Consider the following 15,436-nt stretch of genomic DNA (forward strand, 5'->3'; position numbering starts at 1 on the left):
CCTTTGTCAGCTCTCAGGCTGTCAATGCGTAGCCGGAAATACACCTATTCTCACACATACCGGCTTGGATACCTCCGCCATATTTTCCGTATACAGAAGTCTGCCACTCTTGGGATCTCTCGAGAACACCACCAGATTGTTAGCATCACGATTAGCAACGATAAGGTAACGACTATCCGGTGTTAATGTGAAATGACGCGGGTGACCTCCTAATGTAGATATATGTTCGACAAAGGTAAGCCCTGCGGAGCCAGCATCTACTGCAAAAACAACAATGCTGTCATGTCCACGATTGGAACCGTACAGAAAACGCCCGTCCTCTGACAATGCTATTTCCGCACACGTGTTTTCTTCTTTAGAATCATAATCGGCCGGCAGAGTCGACACAGTTACAGCCGTGTGCAGAGTTCCTTTTGCGCTGTCATAGGTAAACGATGTAATTGTAGAATCCACCTCATTAATCACATAGGCTGATTTCTCATCTGGATGAAAGACAAAATGGCGTGGGCCTGCCCCTGGATGAAGTATCGTATCATGCTGAGCTTCGAAAGTCTGCTGCTCTCTATTAATCGTATAGGATCGAATCAGATCAAGTCCAAGATCAGAGACAAACAAATAACGTCCGTCCGGACTGAATACAGCGGAATGCGGATGTGGACGATCCTGACGTTCCGGATGAGCGCCATGACCGGTATGTACCGCTACATCAGTTAATGAAAGAGGATTCCCTTGCTCATCTAATGACACCAGGCCAATTTTCCCACCATGATAACTGCATACCACTACATATTGGTTCTCTAAATCCCGTGAAATATGGCAAGTCGTTGTTTGGACTTTACCTTCAGCAGGCATGGTTGGAATACGCTTCAGCTCACTCAATTTCCCGGTCTGAGGATCGATGGCAAAAGAAACAACCTCCCCTTGCTTGCCTCCTTCTCCATTTGGTGTCTCTCCGATTGCATATAATCGCATATTAACAGGATCTACATTAATGAAGGTAGGATTTGTAATCCCTTCAACGGTATTTAATAGCGTTATCGTTCCTCCGGCTTCCCCATCGAATTCAAATACTTGTACTCCACTCTCCGTAGCACTTGCATAGGAGCCCGTAAATAATAACAATTTAGAACGCTCATTCATTTCAAATTTCCTCCTCTAAGGTCAGCTACCTTCTATATAATCTACATTTTTTCTCCGTCTATGACAAATACTACGTTTAAAATGTCATAAAACATTTAAAAAATAAGGCTTCTCAAACCCAAAACCATGTGCTATGATGAAAGCGCTAACATAATATTTTATTTTGAAAAAAGGGGGAACAAGAATGAGTAGCATCCTGCTGGAAGCCAAAAATGTGTATGAGGACTTCGAGGTGGAAACGGACATTCTGTTCTTTAAGGTCGGAGACCATGATTTGGTCATTTTTCACGGCAGAAATTATAACATTAAAAAGAGAATGACTGCCGAGCAACTAAACCGCTTATTGCTAAGTTCTAGTTATTATCATGTTTATGGTGGCTGTTATGTAAATTTGAACAAGATCAGCTCTATTGAAGAAGACTGTGTTTATTTTGGAGAGAAGGGCCTTTACGCCAAAAATGTCCGTGTCCCTAGACGGAAACAGGAAAGTATCCGTCATCTACTTAGAAATCTTCATTCTTAAGAGTTACCTTTACCGCTGCCTTAAGCAGAAACGGCTAAGCCGTCCTAATACAGGACGACTTAGCCGTTTCTGCGAGAAATATAAAGATAAGTTATTGCGTGAAGCGTATAAATTCTTATATTTCCAGCAAAGGCCGGAAACGCATGGTTTATCATGCTATTTCCAGCTTTTTTTCTTTTCTTAATGAATACTTAAAAAGTATATGTGCTTTTTTATACTTTCTTAAGGTTTGAGATCTTGATTTCTGGTAAAGTTGTAGAAAGACAGGCAACACCTATATTGAAGGGAGTCATTAATTATAATGGACAAAAAAGATCTGAATGAAAATGAACACTTGGAGAACAACGGAACGACGGAAGAACTCAACGCTTCCGAAAATGAAAATCTTGAAGCTATTGAGGATACTACCCCCTCTCCAGCAACTGAAGAGCTTCAAGATACGCCAGAACCCTTGGTTACAGACATCGAGGAAAGTGTTCCCGTAATGAGTAAAGTTGGTGAACCAACGCCTCCTGCACCCCCTTCCGCTTCCTCCAGAAGCAATAAGGGCTGGATGATCGCATCGATCGTTCTGGCAGCAGTACTCATCATCGTTCTGATCAAACCCCCTTTCCAAACAGATGACAGCAAAGCAGCTGTTGCATCGGTTAACGGAACTGATATTACAAAACAACAACTTTACGATAAACTGGTAGAAGCTGGCGGAGAAACTACACTGCAATCACTGATTACAACTACTCTCGTAGATCAAGAAGCCAAAAAAGCGAATATTACTGTGACTGACGCAGATGTCACTGCTGAGATTGAAGATCTTAAAACGCAATTCGGTGGTGAAGCTGCCCTGAACTCCGCTTTGGAACAGAGCTCAATGACTATTGACGATCTGAAGAAACAAATGCCTTTGCAAGTACAAATTCGTAAGATTCTTGAACCGCAGGTAAAAATAACGGATGCGGATATCAAAACTTATTATGATACAAACAAAGCTACTTATAACACTGAAGAAGAAGTACGCGCTTCCCATATCCTTGTAGCAACCAAAGAAGAAGCAGACGCAATTCTTAAACAACTGAAGGATGGCGCGGACTTTGCCGCACTTGCTAAAGAAAAGTCTTCTGATACAGGTTCTAAGGATAACGGCGGTGACTTGGACTTCTTTAAACGTTCAGATATGGACCCTGATTTCTCCGACGCTGCCTTTAAGCTTAAAGTAGGCGAAACAAGCGGCGCAGTAAAAAGCCAATATGGCTATCACATTATTAAAGTGACTGACCATAAAGATGCTCATAATTACACTATGGAAGAAAAGAAAGCGGATATCACCAAAGCTCTTATCTCGCAAAAAGTTTCTGAGCTATCCGCAACATGGTTGCAGGATTTAACAACTAAATCCAAAATCACTAATACTCTTACAGACGCCAAAGCAGCTGACGCATCTGCTGCTCCAGATGCAAGTGCAGACCCTGCAGCAGCCGAAGCTACAGAAGCACCAGCTAAATAAAGAAATAATTATTCCAAAAAGCAGGACAAGCGTTAATTCGCCTGTCCTGCTTTTTTTGTGCTTGTTATAGATATTTCAAACCCAATATTGCTTATTTAAACACTTTTACGCGTTCTTCGATCGGCTGGAATTCTTTTTCACCGGGTGCAGTAACGGGTTTACCGAATGGCAATTCAGCAATCAGCTTCCATTCTGCCGGAATGCCCCACTCTTTCTTCACATCTTCATCAATCAGCGGGTTGTAATGCTGCAGTGAAGCACCAAGTCCTTCTTCAGCAAGTGCTGTCCATACTACAAACTGTAGAATACCAGAAGACTGGTTAGACCAGATTGGAAAGTTATCAGCATAGAGAGCAAAGTTCTCCTGCAGCTGCTTTACGCCTACTTGATCTTCAAAGAACAATACGGAACCGTAACCAGCCTTGAAAGAAGCCAATTTCTGAGCAGTACCTTCGAACTGTTCTGTTGGAACAATTTTGCGGAGTGCTTCTGCAGTGATATCCCAGAGTTTATCATGTTGCTCTCCCAGAAGGACAACCGCTCTCGAGGTTTGGGAGTTGAATGAAGTTGGGCTATGTAGTACTGCCTCTTCAACAATTTCCTGAATCTTAGCATCGGATACTGTGGATTCTTTGCTGATCGCATATACGGAACGTCTACCTTTGACCGCTTCAAAAAAATTCTTAGACATAAAATAACTACCTCCGTTTAATTTAGTAACTAACTTTTATATATCTTAACACTTTTTTTCTGGAATTACAATCCCTATACACAACTTTTTGGGTCGGGTATACAAACCGCCAACTTTTATTATTACTGAAATACGTTTAATTATTCGCTCGACACCAACCATATACAAACAGCCTATTTATAGGCTACAATGATTCAGCGAAAATGCTGAAAGAAGGTATAAAGCATGAAATTCTTATTGCGAAAAGACTTTAATTTGAAGAATAAAACAACTATTTTTGCGGTATTGCTCTTACTTTCCTTGAGCCTGGTTATTAGTGGCTGTAAAGTCACAAATTCTTCTCTTTTAAATTCAGAGAAATCAGAAGGTAATAACAAAGATCCCATATCCTTCTGGGTGGCTACCGATGTTCATTATCTGGATAAAGGGCTCCATGATGACGGACAGGCTTTTCAGACCTATGTCACTGGTGGTGATGGTAAAATGCTGCCCTACAGTGATGAAATCGCCGAATCCTTGGTAAGGGACGTAGAGCAGCAGAAACCGAAGTTCATTATCCTGAGCGGAGATCTAACGAACAACGGTGAAAAGAGCAGCCATGAGAAATTAACAGCTAAGCTAAAGCGGATAGAGAAGTTGGGAACCTCCGTCTATGTAATTCCCGGAAATCATGACTTGTTTAACCCTTGGGCAAGATCCTTTAAGGCGAATAAGCAGATCATTGCCGATTCCATAACCGATAAGGACTTCACTGATCTCTATAGCGATTTCGGCTATAATGAAGCTCTTTCCCGTGACAAGGAAACGCTCAGCTATGTCGTTAAAGCGGCTCCTGGTTTAATGCTGCTCATGATTGACAGCAGTCAATATAATAACAACCAAAAGTACGGATTTCCACAAACGGATGGGCGGGTGGCCGCATCCACGCTCTCGTGGATTGATGAATGTGTGAAGCTTGCAGCCAAGGAACATGCCTCTATAATTACGGTCTTCCACCACAATCTGTTGGACCACACTTCCTTGTCAATTGCCGGCTTTAAGCTCAATAATAGTCAGGAGACCATGAAGGTTCTGCGCAAGAATGGACTAAACTTAGTGCTGTCAGGACATGTTCATTTGCAGGATATCCGCCGAGATCCGGTTGTAGGCAAGGATGACTCTTCATCTCCTCCGCTAACTCCGGTATATGATATCTCGACCGGTGCGTTAGCTGTGAATCCACATCAATATGGAGCCATGACGTTTGACCCGCTCACTAGAACTGTGAATTACCACACGGCTACAGTCAATGTCGAGGACTGGGCTAAGGCTAACGGGAGCACTGATCCTAACCTTTTAAACTTTAAAGCTTATGCTGAACAAACCTTTGCAACAAGCTCCTACAACAAAGCTATGACAAGTCTCAAGGACAGTAAGTTCACTGAGGCAGAGAAGCAGTCGATGGCAACGGTGATGTCCAAGCTGAATGTGCGGTATTTTGCCGGAACAGCCGGAAGTTCTTCCGCTGACATTAAGGCACTGCCAGGCTTTAAGCTTTGGGAAGGTGTAACCGATAATTTCCTGTCCGGCTATATTAGTAGTATGGCTGCTGATAAAGAACCTAGCAATGTGTCACTCCAGGTTATTTTGACCACACAGTAGAATAAAAAAGCAAAAAAAAACCGTGTTCCCCTCGCATTTTCTGCGGTTTGGGGAACACGGTTTTCTCGAAGAAACGGCTTCGCCGTCCTTGTATGGACGGCGAAGCCGTTTCTTCTTAACTAATCACGTTCAATGTAAATCCAGCCATCCGCATCCTTCTCCACAGTAGCATGCAGCGCTTCTGCCAACAGGCGAAGTGGAACATAGGCATCCCCGTATTCGTCAACGAATACCGGTTGATCCAGCTTCACAGTAGCACCGTTAATGGTAACCACGGAGGAACCAATTTTGAATACCAGCTTGTCGCCATACACATCCTCGGTAACGTTAATCGCATGGTTCACCGCATCCCACTCTACAGTTGCATCCAAATCTTCTGCTAAATACCGCAGTGGCACGTAGGTGGTGTTGCCTTCGACCAGCGGATAATAATAATCGTCATCAGGAGCAATCCCGATTGATTTTTTGGTCATACCGAAATCCTCTTTCATTAAGCGATGGACATCCGAGCCTGCTTCAAAGTTTCTCAAAGTCTCACCTGGTGTAAGCTGTAAAGCAGAAACATCAAGTGCACCCTCTGTGCTGATAACGTCAGCTGTTACCGGCCCGCCAATATTCCAGATCTGACTCTCTGCTTTAAAGGAAATACTTTGCAAGGGTAGATCCTCACTCGCTGGAAGCGCAACTAACAGATCAATATTCTGTTTACGCACATGAAGTCCACTATCCACAAATACATCTACTTGCAGCTTTGTATCTTTGCTGAGCACCGTCTTAAGCTCAGGTGTCGATTCGTACAGATTATCCAACTGTTTGTCGTATACAAGTAGTACTGTATCAATAGCCAACTTGGCTGCATCATGCAGAACGGTCACAACCGCCTCTTTATCCTCTAGAGGTATTTGACCCGCACCCAGGCCAAGCAGCTCGCCCAGATCCACATCTTCTGCCTGAATCACTGGATAGAGGTAGTCATAGAGACCACTGATTAGTTGAGTAAAACCTTCGGAATCCGTCGAAATGGATTTAAGGAATCCCTTTAATAATGCCGGAAGCTCATCACCAGTCACCTCAGTATGTAGCTTTGTAAGGTTCATAGACTGACCGTAAACAGCCTCATTCACGGAGGAAACGTTAATCACACTTGGATTAAGCAGATTCTTAACCACAAACTGGGTGAGTTGCTTAGAGAAAACTTCTGTTTTGGCAGGATCGAGTCCTTCTATACCCACCATATCTTCAGCATTCTGGATCGGGTAGTAGAAGGGCTGTTTGGCTCCTTCAACCGTAAAGACTATAGCTTCCTTATCCATAAAAAAAGTAAAGGGCAGCTTCAATTGTTTGTAACCGACAGTCCCTTTGGCAGAAATATTGCCGTTATCTTGCAGCTTCATATTGCTTACATCTAAGGAGAAAGAATTAATAAGATCTACTATTTCTTTGTCTTCAGCACTTATCCCTGCAGCAGGGACAGCATTTAAGGAAAGGGTCATGCTGGACTCAGAGGACTTTACGTCTAAATCACCGAGCAATACTTTGTTGACATCTAATCCTCCAACGGATTGACAGCCCGCGAGAATCAGCAGGATTGCGATGAAGGGAACGAACCACTTTGTTCTTGCTTTAATCTTCCTCATAGCATTTCTCCTCTAACTTGTATTTTGTTAAACCCTATCATTGTATCAATAGTGGCAGGATTTGTAAATCAAACTATAGAACCATGTAAGGGATTACATGTTTATTAAGCTCTGCCAATCAATATGTACCCAATCTTTGTAAACCAGAAACTTAACAACTGCCAAACAAGCTAAATGTGCTGGATAAAAGGACCACCACACCCAACGCGGGAGCCGCCGACGCTCTAGATATTTCCAGAATACAGGTACGATAACGATCAGCAGCGTTGGAACAATACTGACCATCTGGACCAACCAGCCGTTATAGAACAGATAGAATATATTCAGCAGGAAATGGGCCAGCACCAGCCAGTACGATCGGGCATAGCGGAATATCAGCACCAGCAGCAGACCATAAGCATTATAATCCAATGGGAAGTATTCCATGAATATACAGACCGCAATCACTAGCGGCGCGCCCAGCCACGGATTAGGTACCTTATCTAATACTACCAGCACTATTGCCGACAATAGAAGTGTGAACACGACATTTAATCCGCCCGGGTCCAGTGCCAGATTATAGGGGACTTGGGCAATCACAGCAATGAGCAGCAATCTTAGCAAATATTTAGGTCTGGATGAAGTATATATATGCCCTTGCACTAACGTATAGCAGTAGATTGGAAAAGCAATTCTCCCAATGTATCGCCAGCCTAACTCTCCCGGAAAAAAGATGTAGCCTACGTGATCGATAAGCATAGTCAGCATAGCGATAATCTGCATCTCAGACCTCCTGTAAAATAGTATGTTTGAATGTTATTATCCAATAGATTAAGCACTGAGGCAAGCCTCAACCTGCTCCCGATTTAGCATCTCCACCATTCTCTACCGCCAGTAAGAAGAAACGGATGTGCCGTCCTTTATATAGACGTCACCCGTTTCTTCGAGAAATATCTTTAAAGAAAGGCCGCTCCCCAGAAATTCTGAGGAGCGGCCTTATTAATTCTCTAGTATTCAGACTGTCTCCGATCCTTCTCTTACGCTGTCTTCGACTTGTTGTAAATATCAAACCCAACAGCCAGCAGCAGTACAAGTCCCTTGATCCCCTGCTGCCAATCCACGCCAAGGCCGACGAGCGACATCCCGTTGTTCATTACGCCCATGACTAGACCACCGATTATAGCCCCGACAACCGTTCCTATCCCACCGGATGCTGATGCTCCACCGATAAAGCAGGCGGCGATGGCATCGAGCTCAAAGTTAGTACCCGCTTTAGGAGTTGCCGAATTCAGACGGGCAGCAAAGACGAGGCCACATAACGCAGCCATTACGCCCATGTTAACGAACACCCAGAAGGTAACGCGTTTGGTTTTGACACCAGATAGACTAGCCGCTTTCTCATTGCCACCCAGTGCGTAAATATGCCGGCCCATGGTCATCCGGTTCATGACAAAGGAGTAGATTACTATCAGAACGAGCAGAATGATTAGTATATTAGGAATCCCGTTATATTGAGCCAGCACAAAGGTAAATAGGTTAATAATTATAATCAGCGCTGCAGCTTTGGCCACAGAGAGCCAGACCGAACCCTGCTCAAAACCATATTTCACGGTAGTCCTGCGAGTTCTGAACTCTTGATAGATTACAACTAAAGATAAAAGAATACCGAGTATCAGCGTTAGCAGATGCTGTGAGCTTCCCCCGAATACATCCGGGATGAAGCCGGAGCTGATCTTTTGGAAAGATTTTGGGAAAGGAGCGATGGATTGGCCGTTCAGTACGATCATCGTCAACCCGCGGAACAATAGCATCCCGGCTAGGGTCACGATGAACGCTGGTATTTTGACATAAGCAACCCAGAAGCCCTGCCATGCACCCACGATGGCGCCCATGAGCAAAGACAGAAATACCGCAAGCACCGGATTCATATCCATCTTCACCATCATAATCGCTGAAAGTGCGCCGATAAAGGCGGCCACGGAACCGACCGAAAGGTCGATATGCCCAGTAATAATGACCAGTACCATACCAATTGCCAGCACAAGAATGTAGCTATTTTGCAGAATAAGATTCGTAACGTTTAGCGGCTTCAACAGAATGCCGTCCGTAAGGATTTGAAAGAAAATGGAGATAAAGATTAATGCAATAATCATGCCGTATTGGCGGATATTCCTTTTGAATAATTCGTTAATGGCTCCCATGCGGTGCTACCCCCTGCTTCGTGTCATATATTTCATCAAAGTCTCCTGCGTTGCATCCTGCCGTTCCACCTCACCGGTAATCCGCCCTTCACACATCATATAGATCCGGTCGCACATGCCGATGATCTCGGGCAGTTCAGAGGAAATGACCAGTACACCTTTGCCTTCGGCCGCTAGCTTATTGATGATCGAATAGATCTCGTATTTGGCACCAACGTCAATTCCGCGCGTAGGTTCGTCCAGGATGAGAATATCCGGCTGCGCATAGATCCATTTGCTGAGCACTACCTTTTGCTGATTTCCGCCGCTGAGATTCACTGTTTTCTGCAAAATGCTAGGTGTCTTGATGTTTAGCTTCTTCCGATATTCCTCCGCTACCAGCACTTCCTCATTCTCATTAATGATGCCGTGACGCGACAGCTTCTTCAGATTACTCAGGGAAATATTCCGTTTAATATCCTCGATCAGAATCAGCCCGTATTGCTTCCGATCCTCGGTCACATAGGCCAAACCATTCTCTATTGCTTTATTGATATCCGTCAAAAAAACTTCCTTGCCATGCATAAACACTTGGCCACTGATCCGCTTGCCGTAAGCTCTCCCAAACACGCTCATCGCCAATTCCGTTCGTCCCGCGCCCATGAGTCCAGCAATGCCGACTACTTCACCGCGGCGGATATGCATATTGATCTTATCCAGCATCTTGCGGTCCTGCTGTGTCGGATGATAAACCTCCCAGTCCCGGATCTCGAAAATAGTCTCTCCGATATCCGGAGTACGGTCTGGATACCGATTGGTCAGGTCGCGGCCGACCATACCTTTAATAATGACATCCTCAGTGACTTGATCTTGTTTCATATCCAGAGTCTGAATGGTTTGTCCATCGCGCAGTATCGTTACAGAATCCGCTACCTTCTCGATTTCGTTCAATTTATGTGAAATGATAATGGAGGAAATCCCTCGCTTCTTCAGCGCCAGAATCAGCTCCAGCAGGTTCTCACTATCATCCTCATTCAGGGCCGCAGTTGGTTCATCGAGAATGAGCAGCTTGACCTCCTTGGAGAGCGCTTTGGCGATCTCAACCAGTTGCTGCTTGCCAACACCTATCGTCGATACCTTTGTAGACGGCGATTCCTTGAGGCCGACGGTTTGCAGCAGCTCTGTGGTCTTCACCGTCGTTTCATTCCAGTTGATCACCCCGTGCTTAGCCTGTTCATTGCCCAGGAAGATGTTCTCCGAAATCGACAAATACGGAATCAGTGCCAACTCCTGATGAATAATGACAATCCCGAGACTTTCACTATCCTTAATATCTTTGAACTGGCAAACCTGATCTTTAAATAAAATATCTCCCTCATACGTTCCCACCGGATAAACACCGCTAAGCACCTTCATCAAAGTGGATTTGCCGGCCCCATTCTCTCCACATAAGGCGTGAATTTCGCCTTCCTTCACCTTCAGGTTCACATTACTGAGCGCTTTCACGCCGGGGAATGTCTTCGTAATGCTTTTCATCTCCATAATATAGTCTGCCATGCTTCTCACCCAGCTTTCAAAAGTGACTGTAATCATGAATGCGGCTGGCAGCCTTCAATAAAGACCGCAAAGACTGCCGCCGCACACAGGTTATAAGAATTTCAATTGATTATTCACCAAGCTCAGCTTTGGTGTAGTAACCACTCTCTACAAGGACCTTATCTACATTAGTTGCATCTACAGATACGGGTTCCAGCAGATACGAAGGGACTATTTTCACGCCATTGTCATAGGTTGTAGTATCATTCACTTCAGCTTCTGTTCCTTTGAGCACACTCTCTGTCATATCAACCGCTTTTTTAGCCAGTTCACGCGTATCCTTAAACACAGTTTGTGTCTGTTCTCCGGCGAGGATCGACTTTGCGGAAGCAAGCTCCGCATCCTGTCCTGTTACAACCGGTAGCTTCTTGTCACCAGAACCGTAGCCAATCCCTTTAAGTGAGGATAGTACCCCAATACTGATGCCATCATAGGGAGAAAGCACAGCATCCAGATTATCGCTGGCATAGTTGGCACTCAGCAGGTTATCCATACGCGATTGAGCCGCAGCACCGTCCCAGCGAAGAGTCGCTACTTGATCCATAGTTAGCTGTTTACTGCGAACTACAAGTTTGCCTGAATCAATGTAAGGCTTCAGGATAGACATCGCACCATCAAAGAAGAAGTAAGCATTATTATCATCTGGCGATCCGCCGAACAGTTCGATGTTAAAAGGTCCCTTGCCATCCTTCAGGCCCAGCTTCTCTTCAATGTAAGAGCCTTGCAGCACGCCAACCTTGAAGTTATCAAAAGTCGCATAGTAATCGACATATTCACTTTTTTTGATCAAACGGTCATAAGCGATAATCTTAACGTTGGCATCATGCGCTTTTTGCAGGACATCCGTCAGGGCTTCACCGTCAATTGAAGCGATTACAATTGCATTTACACCTTTGGTGATCATGTTCTCAATTTGAGAAACCTGATTCTCCACGACATCCTCAGCGTATTGCAGGTCCGTGCTGTAACCCAGCTTCTCGAACTCCTTCACCATATTATTGCCGTCATTCACCCAACGCTCTGAGGATTTCGTAGGCATCGCAATACCCACCTTGCCGCTGGCTCCATTGGAGCCTCCACTTGAACTGTTGTTATTACCACATGCAGATAAAATGAGTACGAGTGCCAACGTCAACATTATTAACGAATATTTTTTCATTCCTTCACAACCCCCTGAACTATTCTGTTGCCCCTACGGGGAACGTTCTCCCTGTTTGACAAGTTGAGTATAGCAAGAGGGGGCTTGTATAGTATTTACAATGAAACTACTGTTTTTATAAAAAACGAACCTTTTTTGATAGCGTTTACATGAATGGGATTTAATGTGCGCTATAACGGCAAACAGCCAGTCTCCCATTGCTAGGAGACTGGCTGTTTTTGGATAAAATAAAGTTTAGTAATGAGTATGCTTCGACATCGCGCTGATTGTGGACAGAAAATGAAGTTCTAGACTACCGCCGTGTTATTGAGCTAATGTATCCCGCGAGTTGAATCAAACCAACTCTGAAATAAACATAGGCGTGGCTCCATCCTCTTTGGAAAAGCCACATTTATGATAAAAATCCACTGCACTCAGATAAGAAATTAGTACTTTCGTTTTACATCTTTTATATCTATCAAGCATAATGTCCATCATTTCCTTACCTATTCCTTCACCCTGATAACTAGGATTGATAAGCATGTAATGGAAATATACGGTTAAAACATCATCGGACAGAGCATTTACTAGACCGACGAGCTTATCTCCATCCCAAGCCGCAACAATCGAATGAGATCCTTTAATCGCTTGGATAAGGTCATTTGGGTGTTTTCCTGATTCCCACTCTACCGAAAGAAATAACTCTTGAAGTGCCTCCTTAGTGATAACCTCAATATTCGAAGCGTAACGGATGCTCATCTCATACCTACCTTCATCGGAATTTGTCTCTAGGATACAAATTGCTTCCTATAAGTCAGTTTACCTTTAAATAGGTATATGAATAATGGAGTGTTTGAAGAAATTTTTGTGTTTATGCGCATGTCATCCATTAGTTAAAAACAGGCTTTTTGCGAAATTTCGTTATTTGTTCAAAAGAATAGGCAATGCGTATTAGGGTAGGTTCGGTAAATGCTTTTCCGGCAAAAGTAATGCCAAAAGGTCTGCCGTTCGCTCTATACCCCGCGGGGATAGCAATGGATGGATAACCGGCTCGCGCACATATATCCGCTCCAATATATGCTGGAAACATTATTGCATCTAATTGATTACGGTTTATCGCATAATCAATTCCTTCATTCTGGGCAAGATATAAATCCATTATTGATTCCATAATGTAGTCCTTATTTTTTAGGGGATCTGTTAACCCCTCCCGGAATTCCAATAAATCTTGACCATATTTCAGGGCTTTATCAGCATGCTCTACATTCCAATCGATAAGTTCAGACAACGAATGGATGGGCAATTGTGCCGGAAGACGCTGCAAATAATTTTCTACTCCATGTTTGAATTCTAAATTCATCTTGTTCCACTTCCATGGCCCATGGAATGAAGGAATGTCGATATTCTCTACAACTTCGGCTCCTGCTTTACTCAATGCGGAGACTGCTTGGTTAAATAGCGCCTCATCATACTCACCAGATTCACGAACATAATTGGGCACTTCGCAAAAGACCCCAATTCTCACTCCATGTAATCCTTCCTTGTCCAAGAATGCAGTATAGTCCTGTATATTGCTTTCATTACGCCATGTTGCTGGGTCTTGCTCATCTCTCCCAACTAATGCACTAAGCAGAACTGCCGCATCCGAAACCGTCCTTGCCACCGGCCCAGCCGTATCTTGTGAATAGGAAAAAGGAATAAGGCCTGAGCGGCTAATTAAGCCAACAGTCGGTTTAATGCCAACGATAGACATTTGTATAGCCGGACTAAGAATAGAAGCAGAGGTTTCTGTGCCTATCGCCGCTGCTGCAAAACTCATAGCAACAGCAGCGGCCGATCCAGTACTGGATCCACCTACGAAAAAATCGCCATACGGGTGCGCTACCTGACCACCTTTCGAACTATAACCTGCCCACATCGTTGAGGAAACACCGTTAGCCCATTCTGTCATATTCGTCTTACCCAAAATGATGGCTCCGGATTCTCTTAGCCGCCGGATCAGGAAAGCATCCTCCGTACTTACATGCTGGGCCAAGGCTAAGGCTCCAGCACTTGTACGCATCTTGTCTCCGGTTTCGATATTATCCTTCACTAGAATCGGAATACCATGAAGTGGCCCTCTACTACCTTTACGTTGCCGTTCTAGATCAAGTGCCTCCGCAATGAAAATAGCATCTGGATTCATTTCCATAATGGAATTTATGTAAGGACCATCCTGATCATATATCGCGATACGGGATAAATAAAAAAAAAACAATTCTCTAGAAGTAATTTTCCCATTCTCCATCGCGTCCTGTAACTCCAATATACTTGCATCTTCTACATCGATGTTCAGCTTAAAAAGATCTTTTTTCATACACACGCCCCAATTAGCATATTATTCAAACTTATCTTTGGATATGTTCGGTCAATCGTTGTGTCGTTTCATTTCATATTTTCTTAATCCTTTATATTCGATCATAATCCTTAATTTCCCTTTTTTAGATGATGAGAGAAAAAGACCCTATCCACTCGAATACGACGAGTAGAATAGGGTCTTCTGACGATCAAACCTTTGCTAAATATTCGTCAAGTTGATCGAAGGTTGCTCCGAATCCTTGTTTCATAGAGTCGAACATGCCTTTGAAAAAGTTCAGCTCTTCGTCTGACACATTGATCGGACCACCGCGCAGGGTTAATGTAGTTTTGCCTTCTGATTCAGTTAAGGTCAAGTGATTGTATATTTCCAATGGAAATGATGCGCTGAATGAGGCGCGAACGATGTTGCCTTCCGGATCTGAAAAAGAGTTAACAAATACGATCTTTGAAGGTGACTCAATTTCGTGATATACAAACTTCCCCCACATCTCATCTCCATCAGGGGCTTGCATGTTGTAGTGGAACACGCCTCCTGGACGAAAATCCATCACAGCGACTTCAATCTTGAAGCCCGTGGGTCCCCACCAATTCTTTAGATGCTCGACCTCGGACCACATCTTAAACACTAGATCGCGTGGAGCGTCCACCACCCGGGTGATCACCAATTCATTCTCTTCCATTTTCGTTTCCATGTGTAAGCCTCCCCAACTATTTTGAGTGGTCCTTATTATTTTCCGCGGTTTGCAATTGATGCAGATAGGTTTCCGGGTTATCGAACTTCTCATCCCAACTGCGACGGAAAGTCTCGAGCCAAGTCTCCAGCTCTTGCAGCGGTTGGGGACGCAGTTTGTATATTCGTTTATTGGCAACTGGTTGCACCTGAACAAGACCAACACTCGTAAGAACACGGAGATGTTTGGAAGCTTGGGGTTGACTGAGCTCAAGTCGTTCCGCAATATTACCAACCTGTAAAGGGCCCTCACTTAAAAGTTCAATAATGGCTAACCTGTGAGGCTCGGCAAGAGCACTAAAAATCATAACATTCATAAACC

14 protein-coding genes are annotated in these 15,436 nt (G+C 44.0%); 3 read left to right on the forward strand and 11 right to left on the reverse strand.

From position 1 onward, the window contains the following. Positions 1-21: 21 nt before the first annotated feature. On the reverse strand, positions 22-1,140 hold the full coding sequence (locus GJB61_RS05385; RefSeq protein ID WP_154117452.1) for a lactonase family protein: 1,119 nt from the start codon (positions 1,138-1,140) through the stop codon (positions 22-24). A 184-nt stretch (positions 1,141-1,324) separates the two neighbouring features. On the opposite strand from GJB61_RS05385, the gene GJB61_RS05390 reads away from it, so the two are divergent. Both GJB61_RS05390 and GJB61_RS05395 read left to right on the forward strand, forming a co-directional pair. Continuing rightward, positions 1,325-1,663, forward strand: a complete 339-nt coding sequence (locus tag GJB61_RS05390) for a hypothetical protein (RefSeq protein ID WP_154117453.1) — start codon at positions 1,325-1,327, stop codon at positions 1,661-1,663. Between the two features lie 301 nt (positions 1,664-1,964). Next, entirely contained in the window at positions 1,965-3,164 is a 1,200-nt protein-coding gene (locus GJB61_RS05395) for a foldase protein PrsA (RefSeq protein ID WP_154117454.1), read from the forward strand. Between the two features lie 91 nt (positions 3,165-3,255). Here GJB61_RS05395 and GJB61_RS05400 read toward each other — a convergent pair whose 3' ends face one another. After that, a complete protein-coding gene (locus tag GJB61_RS05400) occupies positions 3,256-3,855 on the reverse strand; it encodes a nitroreductase family protein (RefSeq protein WP_154117455.1) in 600 nt (199 codons plus the stop codon). Between the two features lie 225 nt (positions 3,856-4,080). Here GJB61_RS05400 and GJB61_RS05405 point away from each other — a divergent pair, with 225 nt between their 5' ends. Further along, the gene (locus tag GJB61_RS05405) at positions 4,081-5,496 is read left to right on the forward strand and encodes a metallophosphoesterase (protein WP_154117456.1); all 1,416 of its coding nucleotides are present in this window, start codon (positions 4,081-4,083) and stop codon (positions 5,494-5,496) included. Positions 5,497-5,615: 119 nt separating this feature from the next. On the opposite strand, the gene GJB61_RS05410 is transcribed toward GJB61_RS05405, so the two are convergent. The 9 genes from GJB61_RS05410 to GJB61_RS05450 form a co-directional block, all read right to left on the reverse strand. Further along, positions 5,616-7,133 carry a copper amine oxidase N-terminal domain-containing protein gene (locus GJB61_RS05410; RefSeq protein ID WP_154117457.1) on the reverse strand — a complete coding sequence of 506 codons (1,518 nt, stop codon included), beginning with the start codon at positions 7,131-7,133 and terminating at the stop codon, positions 5,616-5,618. Positions 7,134-7,226: 93 nt separating this feature from the next. Then, the gene (locus tag GJB61_RS05415) at positions 7,227-7,895 is read right to left on the reverse strand and encodes a TraX family protein (RefSeq protein WP_154117458.1); all 669 of its coding nucleotides are present in this window, start codon (positions 7,893-7,895) and stop codon (positions 7,227-7,229) included. A 254-nt stretch (positions 7,896-8,149) separates the two neighbouring features. Then, a complete protein-coding gene (mmsB, locus tag GJB61_RS05420) occupies positions 8,150-9,313 on the reverse strand; it encodes a multiple monosaccharide ABC transporter permease (RefSeq protein WP_154117459.1) in 1,164 nt (387 codons plus the stop codon). Positions 9,314-9,319: 6 nt separating this feature from the next. Further along, entirely contained in the window at positions 9,320-10,849 is a 1,530-nt protein-coding gene (gene mmsA / locus GJB61_RS05425) for a multiple monosaccharide ABC transporter ATP-binding protein (RefSeq protein ID WP_154117460.1), read from the reverse strand. A 109-nt stretch (positions 10,850-10,958) separates the two neighbouring features. Next, positions 10,959-12,047, reverse strand: a complete 1,089-nt coding sequence (chvE, locus tag GJB61_RS05430) for a multiple monosaccharide ABC transporter substrate-binding protein (protein WP_154117461.1) — start codon at positions 12,045-12,047, stop codon at positions 10,959-10,961. A 333-nt stretch (positions 12,048-12,380) separates the two neighbouring features. Next, entirely contained in the window at positions 12,381-12,785 is a 405-nt protein-coding gene (locus tag GJB61_RS05435) for a GNAT family N-acetyltransferase (RefSeq protein WP_154117462.1), read from the reverse strand. Positions 12,786-12,915: 130 nt separating this feature from the next. Next, positions 12,916-14,382, reverse strand: a complete 1,467-nt coding sequence (locus GJB61_RS05440; protein WP_154117463.1) for an amidase family protein — start codon at positions 14,380-14,382, stop codon at positions 12,916-12,918. A 190-nt stretch (positions 14,383-14,572) separates the two neighbouring features. Next, entirely contained in the window at positions 14,573-15,076 is a 504-nt protein-coding gene (locus GJB61_RS05445; protein WP_154117464.1) for an SRPBCC family protein, read from the reverse strand. A gap of 16 nt (positions 15,077-15,092) precedes the next feature. Next, entirely contained in the window at positions 15,093-15,431 is a 339-nt protein-coding gene (locus GJB61_RS05450) for an ArsR/SmtB family transcription factor (RefSeq protein WP_154117465.1), read from the reverse strand. Positions 15,432-15,436 lie beyond the last annotated feature (5 nt).

Source organism: Paenibacillus monticola, assembly GCF_009664975.1.
Taxonomy (GTDB): Bacteria; Bacillota; Bacilli; order Paenibacillales; family Paenibacillaceae; genus Paenibacillus_AQ; species Paenibacillus_AQ monticola.

Coding starts and splice junctions, on each gene's coding strand:
- mmsB (WP_154117459.1), bottom strand. CDS start 9,313: ATGGGAGCCATTAACGAATTATTCAAAAGGAATATCCGCCAATACGGC.
- GJB61_RS05390 (WP_154117453.1), top strand. CDS start 1,325: ATGAGTAGCATCCTGCTGGAAGCCAAAAATGTGTATGAGGACTTCGAG.
- GJB61_RS05385 (WP_154117452.1), bottom strand. CDS start 1,140: ATGAATGAGCGTTCTAAATTGTTATTATTTACGGGCTCCTATGCAAGT.
- mmsA (WP_154117460.1), bottom strand. CDS start 10,849: ATGGCAGACTATATTATGGAGATGAAAAGCATTACGAAGACATTCCCC.
- GJB61_RS05395 (WP_154117454.1), top strand. CDS start 1,965: ATGGACAAAAAAGATCTGAATGAAAATGAACACTTGGAGAACAACGGA.
- GJB61_RS05445 (WP_154117464.1), bottom strand. CDS start 15,076: ATGGAAACGAAAATGGAAGAGAATGAATTGGTGATCACCCGGGTGGTG.
- GJB61_RS05400 (WP_154117455.1), bottom strand. CDS start 3,855: ATGTCTAAGAATTTTTTTGAAGCGGTCAAAGGTAGACGTTCCGTATAT.
- GJB61_RS05435 (WP_154117462.1), bottom strand. CDS start 12,785: ATGAGCATCCGTTACGCTTCGAATATTGAGGTTATCACTAAGGAGGCA.
- GJB61_RS05440 (WP_154117463.1), bottom strand. CDS start 14,382: ATGAAAAAAGATCTTTTTAAGCTGAACATCGATGTAGAAGATGCAAGT.
- GJB61_RS05415 (WP_154117458.1), bottom strand. CDS start 7,895: ATGCAGATTATCGCTATGCTGACTATGCTTATCGATCACGTAGGCTAC.
- GJB61_RS05450 (WP_154117465.1), bottom strand. CDS start 15,431: ATGAATGTTATGATTTTTAGTGCTCTTGCCGAGCCTCACAGGTTAGCC.
- GJB61_RS05410 (WP_154117457.1), bottom strand. CDS start 7,133: ATGAGGAAGATTAAAGCAAGAACAAAGTGGTTCGTTCCCTTCATCGCA.
- chvE (WP_154117461.1), bottom strand. CDS start 12,047: ATGAAAAAATATTCGTTAATAATGTTGACGTTGGCACTCGTACTCATT.
- GJB61_RS05405 (WP_154117456.1), top strand. CDS start 4,081: ATGAAATTCTTATTGCGAAAAGACTTTAATTTGAAGAATAAAACAACT.